Annotated in this window: 20 protein-coding genes; 3 read left to right on the plus strand and 17 right to left on the minus strand. The window is 69.5% G+C overall.

Translation table 11 applies throughout. From position 1 onward, the window contains the following. Positions 1–120: 120 nt before the first annotated feature. The 3 genes from AMK27_RS21275 to AMK27_RS21285 are packed head-to-tail and all read right to left on the minus strand — an operon-like array spanning position 121 to position 3,171. Positions 121–489 carry a holo-ACP synthase gene (locus AMK27_RS21275; protein ID WP_073910599.1) on the minus strand — a complete coding sequence of 123 codons (369 nt, stop codon included), beginning with the start codon at positions 487–489 and terminating at the stop codon, positions 121–123. Positions 490–513: 24 nt separating this feature from the next. Next, the gene (glmS, locus tag AMK27_RS21280; protein ID WP_073910603.1) at positions 514–2,361 is read right to left on the minus strand and encodes a glutamine--fructose-6-phosphate transaminase (isomerizing); all 1,848 of its coding nucleotides are present in this window, start codon (positions 2,359–2,361) and stop codon (positions 514–516) included. Positions 2,362–2,400: 39 nt separating this feature from the next. Then, positions 2,401–3,171 carry a hypothetical protein gene (locus AMK27_RS21285; RefSeq protein WP_073910607.1) on the minus strand — a complete coding sequence of 257 codons (771 nt, stop codon included), beginning with the start codon at positions 3,169–3,171 and terminating at the stop codon, positions 2,401–2,403. Positions 3,172–3,368: 197 nt separating this feature from the next. Between AMK27_RS21285 and coaA the strand changes: the two genes are divergently transcribed. Together coaA and AMK27_RS21295 are read left to right on the plus strand one after the other, a co-directional pair. Beyond that, the gene (gene coaA / locus AMK27_RS21290) at positions 3,369–4,337 is read left to right on the plus strand and encodes a type I pantothenate kinase (protein WP_073910610.1); all 969 of its coding nucleotides are present in this window, start codon (positions 3,369–3,371) and stop codon (positions 4,335–4,337) included. A gap of 2 nt (positions 4,338–4,339) precedes the next feature. Next, the gene (locus AMK27_RS21295; protein WP_073910614.1) at positions 4,340–5,299 is read left to right on the plus strand and encodes a DUF389 domain-containing protein; all 960 of its coding nucleotides are present in this window, start codon (positions 4,340–4,342) and stop codon (positions 5,297–5,299) included. Between the two features lie 65 nt (positions 5,300–5,364). On the opposite strand, the gene glmM is transcribed toward AMK27_RS21295, so the two are convergent. The 4 genes from glmM to AMK27_RS21315 all read right to left on the minus strand — a co-directional run bounded on the left by glmM (position 5,365) and on the right by AMK27_RS21315 (position 9,818). Then, the gene (gene glmM, locus AMK27_RS21300) at positions 5,365–6,723 is read right to left on the minus strand and encodes a phosphoglucosamine mutase (RefSeq protein WP_073910618.1); all 1,359 of its coding nucleotides are present in this window, start codon (positions 6,721–6,723) and stop codon (positions 5,365–5,367) included. A 140-nt stretch (positions 6,724–6,863) separates the two neighbouring features. Further along, the gene (rpsI, locus tag AMK27_RS21305) at positions 6,864–7,376 is read right to left on the minus strand and encodes a 30S ribosomal protein S9 (RefSeq protein ID WP_015035601.1); all 513 of its coding nucleotides are present in this window, start codon (positions 7,374–7,376) and stop codon (positions 6,864–6,866) included. Between the two features lie 44 nt (positions 7,377–7,420). Continuing rightward, a complete protein-coding gene (rplM, locus tag AMK27_RS21310; RefSeq protein WP_055641831.1) occupies positions 7,421–7,864 on the minus strand; it encodes a 50S ribosomal protein L13 in 444 nt (147 codons plus the stop codon). 331 nt (positions 7,865–8,195) lie between these two features. Further along, entirely contained in the window at positions 8,196–9,818 is a 1,623-nt protein-coding gene (locus tag AMK27_RS21315) for an ABC-F family ATP-binding cassette domain-containing protein (RefSeq protein ID WP_198955914.1), read from the minus strand. Between the two features lie 56 nt (positions 9,819–9,874). Between AMK27_RS21315 and AMK27_RS21320 the strand changes: the two genes are divergently transcribed. Beyond that, entirely contained in the window at positions 9,875–10,855 is a 981-nt protein-coding gene (locus AMK27_RS21320; protein WP_073910626.1) for a hypothetical protein, read from the plus strand. Here AMK27_RS21320 and truA read toward each other — a convergent pair. The 10 genes from truA to secY form a co-directional block, all read right to left on the minus strand. Next, complete coding sequence (gene truA, locus AMK27_RS21325; RefSeq protein WP_073910629.1) at positions 10,826–11,683, minus strand: tRNA pseudouridine(38-40) synthase TruA; 858 nt, start codon at positions 11,681–11,683, stop codon at positions 10,826–10,828. The genes AMK27_RS21320 and truA overlap by 30 nt on opposite strands. Before the next feature lie 93 nt (positions 11,684–11,776). Next, positions 11,777–12,241, minus strand: a complete 465-nt coding sequence (gene rplQ, locus AMK27_RS21330; protein ID WP_015035596.1) for a 50S ribosomal protein L17 — start codon at positions 12,239–12,241, stop codon at positions 11,777–11,779. Between the two features lie 142 nt (positions 12,242–12,383). Beyond that, the gene (locus tag AMK27_RS21335; RefSeq protein ID WP_024755423.1) at positions 12,384–13,406 is read right to left on the minus strand and encodes a DNA-directed RNA polymerase subunit alpha; all 1,023 of its coding nucleotides are present in this window, start codon (positions 13,404–13,406) and stop codon (positions 12,384–12,386) included. Between the two features lie 125 nt (positions 13,407–13,531). Further along, positions 13,532–13,936, minus strand: a complete 405-nt coding sequence (gene rpsK, locus AMK27_RS21340; RefSeq protein WP_006376016.1) for a 30S ribosomal protein S11 — start codon at positions 13,934–13,936, stop codon at positions 13,532–13,534. A gap of 66 nt (positions 13,937–14,002) precedes the next feature. Continuing rightward, positions 14,003–14,383: a 30S ribosomal protein S13 gene (gene rpsM, locus AMK27_RS21345; protein ID WP_015035595.1), complete on the minus strand. Its 381-nt coding sequence runs from the start codon at positions 14,381–14,383 to the stop codon at positions 14,003–14,005. Positions 14,384–14,574: 191 nt separating this feature from the next. Then, positions 14,575–14,688 (minus strand): 50S ribosomal protein L36, encoded by a 114-nt coding sequence (gene rpmJ / locus AMK27_RS21350; RefSeq protein WP_003956441.1) that lies wholly within the window; start codon positions 14,686–14,688, stop codon positions 14,575–14,577. A 62-nt stretch (positions 14,689–14,750) separates the two neighbouring features. Further along, on the minus strand, positions 14,751–14,972 hold the full coding sequence (infA, locus tag AMK27_RS21355) for a translation initiation factor IF-1 (protein WP_003956442.1): 222 nt from the start codon (positions 14,970–14,972) through the stop codon (positions 14,751–14,753). A 226-nt stretch (positions 14,973–15,198) separates the two neighbouring features. After that, complete coding sequence (map, locus tag AMK27_RS21360; protein ID WP_030318640.1) at positions 15,199–16,050, minus strand: type I methionyl aminopeptidase; 852 nt, start codon at positions 16,048–16,050, stop codon at positions 15,199–15,201. Positions 16,051–16,145: 95 nt separating this feature from the next. Then, positions 16,146–16,793: an adenylate kinase gene (locus AMK27_RS21365; protein WP_073910633.1), complete on the minus strand. Its 648-nt coding sequence runs from the start codon at positions 16,791–16,793 to the stop codon at positions 16,146–16,148. Then, positions 16,793–18,112: a preprotein translocase subunit SecY gene (secY, locus tag AMK27_RS21370; RefSeq protein ID WP_073910637.1), complete on the minus strand. Its 1,320-nt coding sequence runs from the start codon at positions 18,110–18,112 to the stop codon at positions 16,793–16,795. The genes AMK27_RS21365 and secY overlap by 1 nt, the downstream gene beginning before the upstream one ends. Between the last annotated feature and the right edge of the window lie 48 nt (positions 18,113–18,160).

The following is an 18,160-nucleotide window of genomic DNA, read 5'->3' on the forward strand; positions in this document are numbered from 1 at the left end:
TAAGTGCGCGACACTCTTCAACCCGACGCCGGCCCTGGCAGTCGCGCACACGAGCGCGGGGCCCGGCCGCCTTCCGGCAGCCGGGCCCCGCGCTCGTCCGTCCTCCTCCGCGGCCGCCGCTCACGCCTCGGCGATCACCACCGCGGACGCCACCCCCGCGTCATGGCTCAGCGACACGTGCCAGTGCTTCACGCCCAGCTCCTCCGCCCGCGCCGCCACCGTCCCGGTCACCCGCAGCCGCGGCTGCCCGGTGCCCTCGACGTACACCTCGGCGTCCGTCCAGTGCAGCCCGCCCGGCGCGCCGAGCGCCTTGGCGAGGGCCTCCTTGGCCGCGAACCGCACCGCCAGCGACGCGGGTCCCCGCCGCTCGCCGCTGGGGAGCAGCAGCTCGCTCTCCAGGAAGAGGCGCTGGAGCAGCCCCGGCGTCCGTTCGATCGACGCGGCGAACCGGTCGATCTCCGCCACGTCGATCCCCACCCCGATGATCATCTGCTCACCTTCACACGCACACACTCACTCCACGGTCACGGACTTGGCCAGGTTGCGCGGCTGGTCGACCTCGTTGCCCCGCGCGGTGGCGAGCTCGCAGGCGAAGACCTGGAGCGGCACCGTGGAGACCAGCGGCTGGAGCAGCGTAGGCGTGGCCGGGATGCGGACGAGGTGGTCGGCGTACGGGACGACCGCCTCGTCGCCCTCCTCGGCGATCACGATGGTGCGGGCGCCGCGGGCCCGGATCTCCTGGATGTTGGAGACGATCTTGTCGTGGAGCACGGAGCGGCCCTTGGGCGAGGGCACGACCACGACCACCGGCAGGTCCTCCTCGATGAGCGCGATCGGCCCGTGCTTGAGCTCTCCCGCGGCGAAGCCCTCGGCGTGCATGTACGCCAGTTCCTTGAGCTTCAGGGCGCCTTCGAGGGCCACGGGGTAGCCGACGTGCCGGCCGAGGAAGAGGACGGTGTCCTTGTGGGCGAGGGAGCGGGCCAGCGCCCGGACCGGCTCCATGGTCTCCAGGACCCGCTCGACCTCGTCGCCGATCCGGGCCAGCTCGCGGACCACGGCGTGGATCTCGTCGCCCCACTGGGTGCCCCGCACCTGACCGAGGTAGAGCGCGAGCAGGTAGCAGGCCACGAGCTGGGTGAGGAAGGCCTTGGTGGAGGCGACGGCGACCTCGGGCCCGGCGTGGGTGTACAGCACGGCGTCGGACTCGCGCGGGATCGTCGAGCCGTTCGTGTTGCAGACGGCGAGCACCTTCGCGCCCTGCTCCCGGGCGTGCCGCAGCGCCATCAGCGTGTCCATCGTCTCGCCCGACTGGGAGATGGCGATGACGAGGGTGCGCTGCCCGAGGATCGGGTCCCGGTAGCGGAACTCGCTGGCGAGCTCGACCTCGCAGGGGATGCGGGTCCAGTGCTCGATGGCGTACTTGGCGATGAGGCCGGCGTGGAACGCGGTGCCGCACGCGATGATGACGATCTTGTCGGCCTCGCGGAGCACGGCGTCGGGGATGCGCACCTCGTCGAGGGTGAGCCGGCCGGAGCCGTCGATCCGGCCGAGGAGGGTGTCGGCGACGGCCTTGGGCTGCTCGGCGATCTCCTTGAGCATGAAGTAGTCGTAGCCGCCCTTCTCGGCGGCGGAGGCGTCCCAGTCCACGTGGAAGGCGCGGACGTCGGCGGGCGCGCCGTCGAAGTCGGTGACGGTGACGCCGTCCCTGGTCAGCTCGACGACCTGGTCCTGGCCGAGCTCGATGGCCGACCGGGTGTGGGCGATGAACGCGGACACGTCGGACGCGAGGAAGTTCTCCCCCTCGCCGACACCGACGACGAGCGGCGAGTTGCGGCGGGCGCCGACGACCACGTCAGGCTGGTCAGCGTGCACGGCGACCAGGGTGAAGGCCCCGTCGAGCCGCCGGCACACCAGCCGCATCGCCTCCGCGAGGTCCCCCGCGGAGGAGAACTCCTCGGCGATGAGGTGGGCCACGACCTCGGTGTCCGTCTCGGACAGCAGGTCGTGGCCGCGCTCGGCGAGCTCGTCCCGCAGGGGGGCGAAGTTCTCGATGATGCCGTTGTGGACGACGGCGACGCGCCCGGCGTTGTCCAGGTGCGGGTGCGCGTTGGCGTCGGTCGGCCCGCCGTGGGTGGCCCAGCGGGTGTGTCCGATGCCCACGGACCCGCCGGCGAGCGGCCGGTCCACGAGCTCCTTCTCCAGGTTGACGAGCTTGCCCGCCTTCTTGGCCGCGGCGAGCCCTCCGTCGGAGAGCACCGCGACACCGGCCGAGTCGTAGCCCCGGTATTCGAGCCTCTTGAGGCCCGCGACCACCACATCAAGCGCCGACTGCCCGCCGACGTATCCCACGATTCCGCACATGACGGCAGCCTACGGCGGAAGGCGCCCGAAGGGCCGGAGTCAGGACAGCTTGGCGGCCTGCGCGTCGATGACGGCCTGCGGCAGCTCCTTGACCCCACCGGGGACGAGGCTGATCGTCGAGAACGACGCGAGCGTGTTGCCCTGGCGGAAGACGACGAGCTTGCTGACGAACGGCTGCCCCTCCATGTCGGAGGTGACGGTGAAGGCGACGGCCTCCTCACCGGCGGTGACGGTCTCCGGAGCGACCTTGGCCACCTTCGTCTTCTCCTTGAGGTGGACGACCTGGAAGCCGCCGGCGCACTCCGCACCGGCCTTCTTCACCGAGGCGAAGGCCTCCTGCGCGCCCTGCCCGTCGTACGAGCCGAGCGTGACCGCCGTGACCCGGGCGCCGAGACCGCCGAGCAGCGCGTCCTCGGGCGAGGCCGACGCGTCCTTCTTCGGCTCTTCGAGGACCTTGCGCTCCGCCGACGCGGCGGGCGAGCCGGGCGAGAGGAAGGACATGGCGTGGGCGATCGGCGTGCAGGCGGCCTTGTCGGCGGTGACCGAGGCCGCCGGGACGACGTCCCCGGTCTCGGTCTTCTGCACCTGGTGGCCCTTGAGGTCGGCCCGCTCGACGATCGCCTTCTCCAGCTCGGCGTCGGACAGCGTCCTGGCCGCGGGCCCGCTCGTGGCGGAGGCGCCGGGCGCGGCGGTGCCGCCGGCCTTGTCGCCCTTCCCGTCGCTCTTCTCCCCGCCACCGCAGGCGGTGACGAGCAGGGCGAGGGAGACGGCGGTGGCCGCGACGGCGGCGCTTCGCATGGACGTACGCATGGGTGGTGGCTCTCTGCTTCTCTTCGTGTTCTCGTCGTGCCGCCCCCGGGCGGCTCCCCCCGCGTGAAGAACAACGGCCCACGCGGCGTCAAGAAGGATCACCCGCCGACGGCGCCACGACAACCGCTTTTGCCGCGTGACCCACCCCACGGCCACCCCACGGCCCACAGAGCCGTGCGACCCCCGACAATGGCGGGGTGATCACTTCGCCGCCACGAAGCGCCAACGGCACGACGCCCTACGTCGACCTCACCCGCGCCGAGTGGAGCGCCCTGCGCGACAAGACCCCGCTCCCCCTCACCGCCGAGGAGGTCGAGCGGCTCCGCGGTTTCGGCGACGTCATCGACCTCGACGAGGTACGGGACATCTACCTCCCGCTGTCCCGGCTGCTCAATCTGTACGTGCAGGCCACCAGCGGACTGCGGGGCGCCCTCAACACCTTCCTCGGCGAGAACGCCGAGCAGCGCGGCACCCCCTTCGTCATAGGAGTCGCCGGTTCGGTCGCCGTCGGGAAGTCGACGGTCTCCCGTCTGCTCCAGGCCCTCCTCGCCCGCTGGCCGGAGCACCCGCGCGTGGAGCTGGTCACCACGGACGCCTTCCTCTACCCGATGGAGGAGCTGAAGGCCCGCGGCCTGATGTCCCGCAAGGGCTTCCCCGAGTCGTACGACCGCCGGGCCCTGACCCGGTTCGTCGCCGACATCAAGGCGGGCAAGGACGAGGTCAGCGCGCCGGTCTACTCGCACCTGATCTACGACCGCGTCCCCGGCGAGCGCCTCGTCGTCCGCCGCCCGGACATCCTCATCGTCGAGGGACTGAACGTCCTCCAGCCGGCCCTGCCCGGCAAGGACGGCCGCACCCGCGTCGGCCTCGCCGACTACTTCGACTTCTCGGTGTACGTGGACGCGCGCCCGGAGGACATCGAGCGCTGGTACCTCAACCGCTTCCGCAAGCTGCGCCTCACCGCCTTCCAGGACCCCGACTCGTACTTCCAGCGCTACACCCAGGTCTCCGAGGACGAGGCCCTCGACTACGCGCGCACCATGTGGCGGACCATCAACAAGGTGAACCTCCTGGAGAACGTGGCCCCGACGCGCGGCCGGGCGACCCTCGTCGTCCGCAAGGGCCCCGACCACAAGGTGCAGCGGCTGAGCCTCCGTAAGCTCTGAGGATGCTGCATCTCCGGATGATCGTGCCGCCCGACCGCACCAGGGCCGCCGTCGAGGTGATCGAGTCCACGGTCGGCACCACGCACCTGGTGGTCCTGCCCGGGGCGGCCCGGGTGCCCTCGGGCGACGTGGTCATGTGCGACGTCGCCCGCGAGGCGGGCGACGAACTCCTCAAGGGACTGCGCGCGCTGAGGATCGATCAGGACGGCTCCATCGCGGTCGAGAACATCGACTTCTCGCTCTCCACCCGCGCGGACACCGCCGAGAAGGAGGCTCCGGGCGAGCCCGCGGACGCGGTGCTCTGGGAGCAGCTGGAGGGGGCCACGCACGAGGAGTCGACGCTCTCCATCACGTACAGCGCGTTCATGATCCTGGCGACGATGATCGCGGCCTGCGGTGTCGTCCTGGACAACGCGATCCTGATCGTGGGCGCCATGGCGGTCGGACCGGAGTTCGGCCCGCTCGCCGGGGTCTGCACGGCGGTGGTGCGCCGCGAGCCGAGACTGGCCGCGCGCTCGCTGATCGCGCTGATCATCGGCTTCGCGGCGGCGATCGCGGCGACCACGGTGTTCAGCCTGGGGATGGACGCACTCGACCTGTTCAGCGAGAGCCGCCTCGACGGCGACCGCCCCAACACCAGCTTCATCTGGCAGCCGGACCCGTTCTCCTTCGTCGTGGCCCTGCTCGCGGGCATCGCGGGCATGCTCTCGCTGACCTCGGCCAAGTCCGGGGCCCTGGTGGGCGTGGCGATCTCGGTGACGACGGTCCCGGCGGGCGCGAACGCGGCGGTCGCCCTCAGCTACGGCGACTTCGGCCAGATGTGGGGCTCGATCGAGCAGCTGATGCTGAACCTGTTCGGCATCATGCTGGCCGGGGTGCTGACCCTGTACGGGCAGAAACTCCTCTGGCGCACCCAGCGCGGCCACTGGCGCCGCACCCCCGGGACCCGCGGGGAAAGCTGAGAGGGCCCCGCCGTACCGGTACCGGTACGGCGGGGCCCCCAACGCATGACGGCGCCTCAGAAAGCCTAGCCGAGCGCCGACTTCACGACGTCCGCGAGCCGCTGCGCCACCGCGCGCGCCTGCTCGATGTCCGCCGCCTCGACCATGACGCGGACCAGCGGCTCGGTGCCGGAGGGACGCAGCAGGACGCGGCCGGTGGAGCCGAGCTCGGACTCGGCGGCGGTGACGGCCGCGGCGAGGTCGCCGGAGGTCTTCACCCGGGACTTGTCGACGTCGGGGACGTTGATGAGGATCTGCGGGAGCCGCTCCATCACCCCGGCGAGGTCCGCGAGCGACGTGCCGGTGGCGGCGACCCGGGCGGCCAGCATGAGGCCGGTGAGGGTGCCGTCGCCGGTGGTGGCGTGGTCGAGCACGATGACGTGCCCGGACTGCTCGCCGCCGAGCGCGAAGCCGTGCTCCTTCATGGACTCCAGGACGTAGCGGTCGCCGACCGCCGTCTGGACGAGGTTCAGGCCCTCGCGCTCCATGGCGAGCTTGAAGCCCAGGTTCGACATGACGGTCGCGACGACGGTGTCCCCGCGCAGCGCACCGGACTCCCGCATGGCGAGGGCGAGCACGGCGAGGATCTGGTCGCCGTCGACCTCGTTGCCCGCGGCGTCCACCGCGAGGCAGCGGTCGGCGTCGCCGTCGTGCGCGATGCCCAGGTCGGCGCCGTGCGCGACGACGGCGGCCTTGAGCAGGCCGAGGTGGGTGGAGCCGCAGCCGTCGTTGATGTTGAGGCCGTCCGGCTCGGCGCCGATGGTGACGACCTGGGCGCCGGCCCGGGTGAAGGCCTCGGGCGAGACGCGGGCGGCGGCGCCGTGGGCCTCGTCGAGGACGACCTTGAGACCGTCGAGGCGGTTCGGGAGGACGGCGATGAGGTGGGCGACGTAGGTGTCGAAGCCCTCGTCGTAGTCACGGACCCGGCCGACACCGGAACCGGTCGGACGCTCCCAGGGGGCGCCGGTGCGGTGCTCCTCGTAGACGGCCTCGATCTTGTCCTCGAGCTCGTCGGCGAGCTTGTGGCCGCCGCGCGCGAAGAACTTGATGCCGTTGTCGGGCATGGCGTTGTGGCTGGCGGAGAGCATCACGCCGAGGTCGGCGCCGAGCACGCCGGTGAGGTGGGCCACGGCCGGGGTGGGCAGCACGCCGACGCGCAGCACGTCGACGCCGGCGCTGGCGAGACCGGCCACGACGGCGGCTTCGAGGAACTCTCCGGACGCGCGGGGATCACGTCCGACCACCGCGGTCGGCCGATGGCCCTCGAAGGTGCCCGCCTCGGCGAGCACGTGCGCGGCCGCGACCGACAGGCCGAGCGCGAGCTCCGCCGTCAGGTCCGCGTTGGCCACACCGCGTACGCCGTCCGTGCCGAAGAGTCGTCCCACAGCTGTCCTCCGAGAAATACGTGCCCAAGCTGATGAAAGGTGAAAGATGAAAGGCGAAGGCGAAAGAGTTATGAAAAAACGTACGCCCCGACGGCACGGGCAGTGCCGCCGGGGCGTACGAAAGCAGACCGAGCAGGCGATTAACGCTTGCTGTACTGCGGAGCCTTACGGGCCTTCTTGAGACCGGCCTTCTTGCGCTCGACCGCACGGTCGTCGCGGGAGAGGAAGCCGGCCTTCTTCAGCGCCGGGCGGTTGTTCTCGACGTCCGCCTCGTTCAGCGCACGGGCCACGCCGAGGCGCAGGGCGCCGGCCTGACCGGAGACACCGCCACCCGCGATGCGGGCGATGACGTCGTAGCGGTTGTCGAGCTCGAGCACCTTGAAGGGCTCGTTGACTTCCTGCTGGTGCACCTTGTTGGGGAAGTAGTCCTCAAGGGTGCGACCGTTGATCTTCCACTTGCCGGTGCCCGGAACGATCCGGACGCGGGCGATGGCGTTCTTGCGACGGCCCAGGCCGGCGGCCGGCTGCGGGTCGCCGAAGCGGGACGCGAGCGACTCGGAGGTGTACTCACCCTCGACGAGCTCGGTCTCGGTGGTGTACTCCTCGACGCCCTCGAACTCGTCGACGGGGGTCTCGGGGGTGGTCTCGGCCACGATGCTCCTCAGATTTCTTTCGTTCTTAGGGGGTGTGGCCGGAACTACTGCGCGACCTGGGTGATCTCGAACGGAACCGGCTGCTGCGCAGCGTGCGGGTGGTTCTCGCCCGCGTAGACCTTCAGCTTCGAGAGCATCTGACGGCCCAGGGTGTTCTTGGGGATCATGCCCTTGATGGCCTTCTCGACGGCCTTCTCGGGGTTCTTGTCCAGCAGCTCGTCGTAACGGACGGAGCGCAGACCGCCCGGGAAGCCGGAGTGGCGGTACGCCAGCTTCTGGGTCTTCTTGTTGCCGGACAGGTGAACCTTGTCGGCGTTGATGATGATGACGAAGTCGCCCATGTCCATGTGGGGGGCGTAGACCGGCTTGTGCTTGCCTCGGAGGAGGTTCGCAGCCGTGGTCGCCAGACGGCCCAGGACGATGTCCTGCGCGTCGATGATGTGCCACTGGCGAGTGACATCGCCGGGCTTGGGGCTGTACGTACGCACTTCGTAGCCTTCGCTTCTTCAGTGGATGGAGTCCAGACACACCTGAAGCGATCATGCAGCTGGGGCCTACACTGCCGGGAACGACGCCCGTATGCGAGCCACTGGTAACTGCTCCAGGGAACCTGCGTAGGGGTTCGTCACATGAGAGCGACGAAGCCAATACGCATAACAAACCGCAACCCTACCCGCGCCACCCCTGATGGGTCAAAACGCCGGGGGACACGGGGACGCGGGGCTCCCGCGTCCCCGCCCGGACCACCGCGCCCGGGCCCCCGCCCCGGCCTCCGCCCAGGTCACCGCGCCCAGGCCCGCCCAGGTCACCGCGCCCGGGTCACCGCGCCCGCTCGACCCTCCGCTCGTCCCACACCGGCTCGGTCGTCTCCCGGACGACCCCGTCGGACCCGAACACCAGGAACCGGTCGAAGCTCTTCGCGAACCACCGGTCGTGGGTCACCGCCAGCACCGTCCCCTCGTACGACTCCAGCCCGTCCTGCAGGGCCTCCGCCGACTCCAGGTCCAGGTTGTCCGTCGGCTCGTCCAGGAGCAGCGCCGTCGTGCCCGCCAGCTCCATCAGCAGGATCTGGAACCGCGCCTGCTGCCCGCCCGAGAGCTTGTCGAACGGCTGGTCGCCCTGCCGCTCCAGCTCGTACCGCCGCAGCATCGACATCGCGCCGCCCCGGTCCTTGGCGTGCTCCGTCCACAGGATGTCGACGAGCGGCCGCCCGGTCAGCTCCGGGTGCGCGTGGGTCTGGGCGAAGTGCCCCGGGACCACCCGCGCGCCCAGCTTCCACATCCCGGTGTGCGCGACGGACGGGTCCCCCGCCAGCAGGCGCAGGAAGTGGGACTTGCCCGACCCGTTCGAGCCGAGGACACCGACCCGCTCGCCGTAGAAGATCTCCAACGAGAAGGGCTTCATCAGCCCGGTCAGCTCAAGGTTCTCGCAGGTCACAGCACGTACACCGGTACGGCCGCCACGCAGCCGCATCGTGATCTCCTGCTCGCGCGGCGGCTCCGGCGGCGGCCCCGCCTCCTCGAACTTCCGCAGCCGGGTCTGCGCCGCCGCGTACCGCGAGGCCATGTCGTGGCTGACCGCGGCCGCCTGCCGCAGGTTGACGACGAGCTTCTTCAGCTGGGCGTGCTTCTCCTCCCAGCGCCGCTTCAGCTCCTCGAAGCGCGCGAACCGCTCCCGCCGCGCCTCGTGGAAGGTGTCGAACCCGCCACCGTGCACCCACACGTCCGAGCCGGCCGGGCCGGGCTCGACCGCGACGATCTTCTGGGCCGCCCGGGAGAGCAGCTCACGGTCGTGGGAGATGAACAACACGGTCTTGCGGGTCTCCCGCAGCCGCTCCTCCAGCCACCGCTTGCCGGGCACGTCGAGGTAGTTGTCCGGCTCGTCGAGGAGCAGCACCTCGTCGGAGCCGCGCAGCAGCGACTCCAGGACGAGCCGCTTCTGCTCACCGCCGGAGAGCGTCCGGACCTCCCGGAACTGCGCCTTCTCGTACGGGACGCCGAGCGCGGCCATCGTGCAGATGTCCCAGAGGGTCTCGGCCTCGTACCCCTGCACCTCGGCCCAGTCGCTGAGGGCCTGCGCGTACCTCATCTGCGCGGCCTCGTCGTCGACGGTCATGATCAGGTGCTCGGCCTCGTCGACGGCCTTCGCGGCCTCCCGGATCCGGGGCTGGGCCACCGAGACCAGCAGGTCGCGCACGGTGGACGCGTCGCGCACCGAGCCGACGAACTGCGGCATCACACCGAGTCCGCCGCTGATCCGGACGGTGCCGCCGTGCGGCTGGAGCTCTCCGGAGATCAGCCGGAGCAGTGTGGTCTTGCCGGCGCCGTTGGCCCCGACGAGGGCGACGACGGCGCCCTCCCCGACCCGGAAGGAGGCGTCCCCGAGGAGGATCCTCCCGTCGGGAAGGTAGTACTCAAGATGCGCGGCCTCGACATGTCCCATGAGGTGCATTGTCGCCGCCCGCGTCGCCCGGGCCCAACCGGTTTAGGATGCGCGGCATGAGCTTTGGGGGACCGCAGTGGCCGCAGGAGCCGCAGCAGGGCGGGCAGCAGGGGCACGGGCAGCAGCCGCAGGGACACGGGCAGCAGGGCTGGGGACAGCCCCAGGGGTACGGGCAGCAGGGGTACGGGCAGCAGCCCGGCCAGGGGCAGGCGCCCGACCCCTTCCCGGGCGCCCAGGGCGGCGCGACCCCCGACTGGGGCGCCCTGGCGGACGCCTCGGCCTCCCGTAACCGCCGCAAGCGCTGGCTGATCATCGGCGGCGGCGCGGTCGCCGCCCTGGTCGTCGGCGCGATCGTCGCCACCGCCGTGGTGGCCTCCGGCAAGAAGAACGACGAGGCCGAGAACGGCGGGGTGCCCACCGGCACGGCCTCCGCCACCGCGGAACCGACCCCCGAGCCGACCTTCTCCTCGGTGGCGCCGCCGCCCCCGCCGAACCCGAAGGACTACATCTCGGACCCGAAGAAGGACAAGGCCCCGCTCTCCGCGGAGGGCCTCTTCCCGGGCAAGAAGCTGACGATGAACAAGCGGCCCTACAGCAAGGGCGCCACCTCGTCGACGACCGACTGCGCGGCCGTCACCCAGGGCGGCCTCGGCGCCGTCCTGAAGAAGAACGGCTGCCAGCGGGTGCTCCGCGCCACCTATGTGAAGGACGGCGTGGCGGTCACCGTCGGCGTCGCCGTCTTCCCCTCGGAGGCCGCGGCCCTCAAGGCGAAGAACCAGGCCACCGGCGGCATCGCCCCGCTGGCCGGCGCGGGCGTGCGTGACTTCTGCCACGCCACCGTCTGCCTGCGCCGGTCGAACTCGGTCGGCCGCTACGCCTACTTCACCCAGGCCGGCTTCTCCAACGGCAAGAAGGTCACCAAGGCCGACAAGCCGATCTTCCAGGCCAGCGACGACATCGCCACCTTCGCCTTCAACCAGATCTACGCCCGCGGCCGCTCCCAGGCCTCAGCAGCAGCCGGCGCTCCCGGGGAGTGACCGCTTGTTCCTGGCCTCCCGATTGCGGGCGGCCAGGAGCTTGTCGGCCGGGTAGCCGACCTCTTCGAGGGTGAGGCCGTGCGGCCGTACGACATGCACGGCCGAGTCCCGGACGCCGGCCGCGAGCACCTTGCCCGGCCAGTCCACGGGCCGGTGCCCGTCGCCGACGAAGAGCAGCGCGCCGACCAGCGAGCGGACCATGTTGTGGCAGAAGGCGTCCGCCTTGACGGTGGCTTCCATCACACCGTCGGGGCGGCGCTCCCAGCGCAGCTCCTGGAGTGTGCGGATGGTGGTGGCCCCCTCGCGCCGCTTGCAGTACGCGGCGAAGTCGTGCTCGCCGACGAGCGCGGCGGCGGCCTGGTTCATGGCGTCCATGTCGAGGGCCCAGTCGTGCCACAGCACGTGCCCGCGCTGCAGCGGGTCGACCCCGCCGGGGTTGTCGGTGACGCGGTAGGCGTAGCGGCGCCAGATGGCGGAGAAGCGCGCGTTGAAGCCGCTGGGGGCCTCGGTCAGGGACCAGACCCGCACATCGTGCGAGAGGCGCCCCGCGAGCCGCCTGAGCAGCTTGTCGCGGTGCTCGGCCCACAGCTCGACGGGCAGGTCGACATGCGCGACCTGGCCGCGGGCGTGCACGCCGGAGTCGGTCCGGCCGGCCACGGTCAGCTCGTACGTCTCCGTCGACCGGGTCACGGTCCGCAGCGCGGCCTCGATGTCCCCCTGCACGGTCCGCTGTCCCTGGGACTGCTTGGCCCAGCCGGAGAAGTCCTTGCCGTCGTACGACAGGTCAAGCCGAACCCGTACGAAGCCGTCCTGCACGTCATCGCTCACGCGGAATCATCCTCTCGAAACCATCGAACACGGCGGCGGGCCCGCACCCCAGAGGGGTACGGGCCCGCACACGAGAACAGTCGACCGGAACGCTTACGCGTCCTTCGACTCCTCGGCCGGAGCCTCGGCGGCCGCGTCGGCCTCCTTGACGGCGCGCACGGTGGCGGCCTCGGCCTCGGCGACGGTCGCCTTCTTGGCGATCTCGCCCTCGACCAGCTCGATCACGGCCATCGGGGCGTTGTCGCCACGACGGTTGCCGATCTTGGTGATACGGGTGTAGCCACCCGGGCGCTCGGAGTAGCGCGGGGCGATCTCGGTGAAGAGGGTGTGGACGATGCCCTTGTCGGTGATCGTCTGCAGCACCAGGCGACGGTTGTGGATGTCGCCCTTCTTCGCCTTGGTGATCAGGCGCTCGGCGACCGGACGCAGGCGACGGGCCTTGGCCTCGGTGGTGGTGATGCGGCCGTGCTCGAAGAGCGACTTCGCCAGGTTGGCGAGGAGCAGCTTCTCGTGCGCGGCGGAACCGCCGAGGCGGGCACCCTTCGCGGGACGCGGCATGGTGTTTCTCCTTGTGATCTGCCCCGGCCGTACCAGGTACCGGGGTCAGTATCCGAGCGGGCGGTCGCCCGTCGAAGACCCGCGCCCCGTCAGGGGCGCGGGGAACTGCGCGACCAGCCGAAGCCGGCCCGCAGACGATCTGCTAGTACTGCTCGGTCTCCACGAAACCGGCGTCCGCGTCGTCGTCCGCGCCGAAGGCGTCGGCCGCGGCGGTCGGGTCGAATCCGGGCGGCGAGTCCTTCAGCGCGAGGCCCATACCGGCCAGCTTCGCCTTGACCTCGTCGATCGACTTCGCACCGAAGTTGCGGATGTCGAGCAGGTCCGCCTCGGAGCGCGCCACGAGCTCACCCACGGAGTGGATGCCCTCGCGCTTGAGGCAGTTGTACGAACGAACGGTGAGCTCGAGCTCCTCGATCGGCAGCGCCAGGTCGGCGGCAAGGGCGGCGTCCGTGGGGGACGGGCCCATGTCGATGCCCTCGGCGTCGATGTTGAGCTCGCGCGCCAGACCGAACAGCTCGACCAGGGTCTTGCCGGCGGACGCCATGGCGTCACGCGGGCGCATGGCCTGCTTGGTCTCGACGTCGACGATCAGCTTGTCGAAGTCGGTGCGCTGCTCGACACGGGTCGCCTCGACCTTGTACGTGACCTTGAGCACCGGGGAGTAGATGGAGTCGACCGGGATACGGCCGATCTCCTGGCCCGCCTGCTTGTTCTGCACGGCGGAGACGTAGCCGCGACCGCGCTCGACGGTCAGCTCCATCTCCAGCTTGCCCTTGCCGTTGAGCGTGGCGAGGACGAGGTCGGGGTTGTGCACCTCGACACCGGCCGGGGGCGCGATGTCGGCGGCGGTGACCAGACCCGGGCCCTGCTTGCGCAGGTACATCACGACCGGCTCGTCGTGCTCCGAGGAGACGACCAGCTGCTTGATGTTGAGGATGAGGTCGGTCACGTCCTCCTTGACGCCCGGCACGGTGGTGAACTCGTGCAGGACGCCGTCGATGCGGATGCTGGTGACAGCGGCACCCGGGATCGAGGACAGGAGGGTACGGCGGAGGGAGTTGCCGAGGGTGTAGCCGAAGCCCGGCTCCAGCGGCTCGATCACGAACCGGGAGCGGAACTCGTCGACGACCTCTTCGGTCAGCGAAGGACGCTGAGCGATAAGCATGTGTCAATCCTTCAGTCGTGGGCGCCCACTATTTGACGCCCGACGGAGTGCTGCGTACTGCAAGGGTACGGGCGGCACGGTCCGAAGAGCCGTACCGCCCGAAGTCCTGATCAAGCAGCCGTGCGTCAGACGCGGCGGCGCTTGGGGGGACGGCAGCCGTTGTGCGGCGTGGGGGTGACGTCCTGGATCGAACCGACCTCGAGGCCCGTGGCCTGGAGGGAGCGGATCGCGGTCTCGCGGCCGGAGCCCGGACCCTTGACGAAGACGTCGACCTTGCGCATGCCGTGCTCCTGCGCGCGGCGAGCGGCCGACTCGGCGGCCATCTGCGCGGCGAACGGGGTCGACTTGCGCGAGCCCTTGAAGCCGACGTGGCCGGCGGAGGCCCAGGAGATCACGTTGCCCGCGGGGTCCGTGATCGAGACGATCGTGTTGTTGAACGTGCTCTTGATGTGCGCGTGGCCGTGAGCGACGTTCTTCTTTTCCTTGCGGCGCACCTTCTTGGCAGCGCCCTGACGACCCTTGGGGGGCATCTATAACTCCTACGGGAGGTGGTCGGTCCTACAGCGAAGACCGCTTGGTCAAGCGTCCGCTGAGGACTACTTCTTGCCCGGCTTCTTCTTGCCGGCGATGGCGCGACGCGGGCCCTTGCGGGTACGAGCGTTCGTGCTGGTGCGCTGGCCGCGGACGGGCAGGCCACGACGGTGGCGCAGGCCCTGGTAGCAGCCGATCTCGACCTTGCGGCGGATGTCGGCGGCGATCTCGCGACGGAGGTCACCCTCGGTCTGGAGGTTGGCGTCCACGTACTCGCGGATCTTGACGAGGTCTTCCTCGGCAAGGTCGCGGACACGGGTGGACGGGTTCACGCCGGTCGCGGCGAGAATCTCCTCGGACCGGGTACGCCCGATGCCGAAGACGTAGGTGAGTGCGACCACCACACGCTTTTCGCGCGGGATGTCAACACCGGAAACGCGTGCCATTCAATGGCTCCTGTGTTCTCGGGGGTCTGCTGCAGAACCGTTCCCGGCTGCCGTATGAGGTACAGGTCGGGTCCCCGGCCCCCGCCGGAGGTGCCGTCAACCGTGTGAACACGGCCCGACGGGCTCTGCGTATGTACGTATTGCTATGCGTCGCGCGAAGAACTGCGAAGTTGCAGGTCGGTCGGCGTGCGTCAGCCCTGGCGCTGCTTGTGGCGCAGGTTGTCGCAGATGACCATGACCCGGCCGTGACGGCGGATCACCTTGCACTTGTCGCAGATCTTCTTGACGCTCGGCTTGACCTTCATGGGTGTGAGGTTCTCCGGGTCAGTGCCACCACCCGCGCGCGGAGGCGGGGTGCGGGCAAGATCTACTTGTACCGGTAGACGATCCGGCCACGCGTCAGGTCGTACGGAGAGAGCTCCACGACGACCCGGTCGTCCGGAAGGATTCGGATGTAGTGCATCCGCATCTTGCCGGAGATGTGCGCGAGGACCTTGTGACCGTTCTGGAGCTCCACCTTGAACATGGCGTTCGGGAGGGACTCGATCACGGTGCCCTCGATTTCGATGGCACCTTGCTTCTTGGCCACGCTTCGCCTTTCGAATCGGCTACCTTGATCGACTCTCGCCGCCGCATGCGGACACACGGGTACACGAGAGCCGACGCATCAGTCTACGTCAGGCCCCAGGAAAAGACGAATCGGGAAGTCTGCCCACCCGGACTGATCCTTACGCAAGGCACCACGCCGTAGAAATGTCGAAGAGTACTCCTGGACGACCGGAGACGTCGGGCTGCGCCGGCGGAAGCGGCGTCCGCTACGCCAACGGGTCCGGCGCCGCGGTCACGCCCAGCTCCGCGAGCTTGGCCTTGCCGCCGTCGACCGCCGTCAGGACCAGCGGGCCCTCCTCGGTCAGCGCGATCGAGTGCTCCCAGTGCGAGGACCAGGTGCCGTCCGTCGTGATGACGGTCCAGTCGTCCTTCAGGACCTCCGTCTGCGGAGTGCCCAGGGAGACCATCGGCTCGATCGCCAGGCACAGGCCGGGGACCAGCTTCGGGCCCTTGCCGCGCTTGCGGGAGACGTAGTTCAGCAGGTGCGGGTCCATGTGCATCTCGGTGCCGATGCCGTGGCCGCCGTAGTCCTCGATGATCCCGTACCGGCCCAGGCTGTGGTCGCCCACGGCCGGACGCGGCTGGCGCTTGATGTACGTCTCGATGGCCTTCGAGATGTCGACCAGACGGTTGCCGAGCCGCATGGCGGCGATGCCCGCCCACATCGACTCCTCCGTCACCCGGGAGAGCTCGACGAGCTCGGGCGCGTGCCCGGTGCCCACGAAGGCCGTGTAGGCCGCGTCACCGTGCCAGCCGTCCACGATCGCGCCCGCGTCGATGGAGATGATGTCGCCGTCCTTGAGGACGGTCTTGTCGTCGGGGATGCCGTGGACGACGACCTCGTTCACCGAGGTGCAGATCGTCGCGGGGAACCCGCCGTACCCGAGGAAGTTCGACTTCGCCCCGTGGTCGGCGATGACCTTCCGCGCGACCTCGTCCAGGTCCTTCGTCGTGGCGCCCGGCACGGCGGCCTCACGCGTCGCCGCGTGGATCGCGGCAACGACCAGTCCCGCCTCGCGCATCTTCGCGATCTGCTCGGGGGTCTTGATCTGCACCATCGTGGCCGCGGCCTTTCCATCGAGTACGGGGAACAGAACAACGATACGGCCGCGGCGCCCCTGAGGGGCACCGCGGCCGTATCGACGAACCGGGGTTACTTCTTGAGCGCGGCCATCGCCTTCGCCGTGACCTCGTCCACCTTGCCGAGCGCCGAGATCGTCACGACCAGGTTCTGCGCCCGGTAGTAGTCGATGATCGGCTCGGTCTGCGTGTGGTAGACCTCCAGGCGCTTGCGGACCGTCTCCTCGGAGTCGTCCGCACGCTGGTACAGCTCGCCGCCGCAGGCGTCGCAGACACCCTCGGTCTTCGGCGCGTTGTACTGCACGTGGAAGACGTGCGCGCTGTCGTTGCGGCAGATGCGGCGACCCGCGATCCGCTTCACGACCTCGTCCTCGGGGACCTCCAGGTCCAGCACCGCGTCGAGCTGCATGTCCTCGGCCTTCAGGACCACGTCCAGGGCCTCGGCCTGCGCCACGTTGCGGGGGAACCCGTCCAGCAGGAAGCCGTTGACGGCGTCCGGCTGCTCCATCCGGTCCTTGGCCATCCCGATGGTCACCTCGTCGGGTACCAGGTCGCCGGCGTCCATGAACGCCTTGGCCTTGAGACCGAGCTCCGTGCCCTGGGAGATGTTGGCGCGGAACAGGTCGCCCGTGGAGATGTGCGGGATGTCCAGGTTCTTGGCAAGGAACGCAGCCTGCGTTCCCTTGCCGGCACCGGGCGGTCCGACGAGGACGATTCGCATCAGCGGAGGAACCCTTCGTAATTGCGCTGCTGGAGCTGGCTCTCGATCTGCTTCACGGTCTCCAGCCCCACACCCACGATGATGAGGATGCTCGTCCCACCGAAGGGGAAGTTGGCATTGGCGCCACCGAAGCCTGCCAACGCCATCGTCGGCACAAGAGCGATCAGACCCAAGTACAGCGAGCCCGGCCAAGTGATCCGGTTGAGCACGTAGCTCAGATACTCGGCAGTAGGTCGACCAGCCCGGATACCCGGGATGAAGCCACCATACTTCTTCATGTTGTCCGCGACTTCCTCGGGGTTGAACGAGATCGCCACATAGAAGAAGGCGAAGAACACGATCAGGAGGAAGTACGTCGCGATGTAGTAGGGGTGGTCACCCTTGACGAAGTGGGCTTCGATCCAGGTCTTCCACCCTGCGGTGGAGTTCGAGAACTGCGCGATCAAGGCCGGGATGTAGAGCAGCGACGACGCGAAGATGACAGGAATCACACCCGCCTGGTTCACCTTCAGCGGGATGTACGTGGACGTACCGCCGTAGGAGCGCCGGCCGATCATGCGCTTCGCGTACTGCACCGGGATGCGGCGCTGGGCCTGCTCGACGAAGACCACGAGGGCCACCATCACGAAGCCGATGAGGATGACGGTGCCGAACTCGATCCAGCCCTTGGCGAGCTTGCCGCTCTCCTTGATGGCCCAGAGGGCGCCCGGGAAGCCGGCGGCGATCGAGATGAACATCAGGATCGACATGCCGTTGCCGATGCCGCGGTCGGTGATGAGCTCACCGAGCCACATGACGATGCAGGTACCGGCGGTCATCGTGAGGACCATCGTGGCGATGGTGAAGATCGACGGGTCGGGAACGACCTGGTCCGCGACGCGGCAGCCGCTGAACAGCGCGCCGCTCTTCGCGGTGGCGACGAGACCGGTGCCCTGCAGCACGGCGAGGGCGACCGTCAGGTACCGGGTGTACTGCGTGATCTTGGCAGTACCCGACTGGCCCTCCTTCTTGAGGGCTTCCAGACGCGGGATCACGACGGTGAGCAGCTGCAGGATGATGCTCGCCGTGATGTACGGCATGATGCCGAGCGCGAAGATGGTGATCTGGAGCAGCGCCCCGCCACTGAACATGTTGACCAGGCCGAACAGGCTGTTGTTGCCTTCGCTGGCCTGCTTCACACACTGCTGGACGGCCTCGTAGCTGACGCCGGGGACCGGGATGTGGGCCCCGAGGCGGTACAGCACGATGATGGCGAGCGTGAAGAGCAGCTTCTTGCGCAGGTCGGGCGTCTTGAACGCCCGGGCGAACGCGGTAAGCACGGTGCCTCCTGCGACCCCCGCGCTATGCGTCAAGGGTGACGGTCTTGA

This window comes from Streptomyces sp. CB02009 (assembly GCF_001905825.1).
Classification (GTDB): domain Bacteria; phylum Actinomycetota; class Actinomycetes; order Streptomycetales; family Streptomycetaceae; genus Streptomyces.

What these genes read in the sequence shown, in the direction of transcription:
- map (WP_030318640.1), bottom strand. Translation starts at nt 16,050, where the DNA reads ATGGTGCAGATCAAGACCCCCGAGCAGATCGCGAAGATGCGCGAGGCG.
- AMK27_RS21295 (WP_073910614.1), top strand. Translation starts at nt 4,340, where the DNA reads ATGCTGCATCTCCGGATGATCGTGCCGCCCGACCGCACCAGGGCCGCC.
- glmS (WP_073910603.1), bottom strand. Translation starts at nt 2,361, where the DNA reads ATGTGCGGAATCGTGGGATACGTCGGCGGGCAGTCGGCGCTTGATGTG.
- AMK27_RS21315 (WP_198955914.1), bottom strand. Translation starts at nt 9,818, where the DNA reads ATGGGACATGTCGAGGCCGCGCATCTTGAGTACTACCTTCCCGACGGG.
- AMK27_RS21320 (WP_073910626.1), top strand. Translation starts at nt 9,875, where the DNA reads ATGAGCTTTGGGGGACCGCAGTGGCCGCAGGAGCCGCAGCAGGGCGGG.
- rpmJ (WP_003956441.1), bottom strand. Translation starts at nt 14,688, where the DNA reads ATGAAGGTCAAGCCGAGCGTCAAGAAGATCTGCGACAAGTGCAAGGTG.
- rplQ (WP_015035596.1), bottom strand. Translation starts at nt 12,241, where the DNA reads ATGCCGCGTCCCGCGAAGGGTGCCCGCCTCGGCGGTTCCGCCGCGCAC.
- rpsK (WP_006376016.1), bottom strand. Translation starts at nt 13,936, where the DNA reads ATGCCCCCCAAGGGTCGTCAGGGCGCTGCCAAGAAGGTGCGCCGCAAG.
- AMK27_RS21365 (WP_073910633.1), bottom strand. Translation starts at nt 16,793, where the DNA reads ATGCGAATCGTCCTCGTCGGACCGCCCGGTGCCGGCAAGGGAACGCAG.
- AMK27_RS21285 (WP_073910607.1), bottom strand. Translation starts at nt 3,171, where the DNA reads ATGCGTACGTCCATGCGAAGCGCCGCCGTCGCGGCCACCGCCGTCTCC.
- AMK27_RS21275 (WP_073910599.1), bottom strand. Translation starts at nt 489, where the DNA reads ATGATCATCGGGGTGGGGATCGACGTGGCGGAGATCGACCGGTTCGCC.
- rpsM (WP_015035595.1), bottom strand. Translation starts at nt 14,383, where the DNA reads ATGGCACGCGTTTCCGGTGTTGACATCCCGCGCGAAAAGCGTGTGGTG.
- AMK27_RS21335 (WP_024755423.1), bottom strand. Translation starts at nt 13,406, where the DNA reads ATGCTTATCGCTCAGCGTCCTTCGCTGACCGAAGAGGTCGTCGACGAG.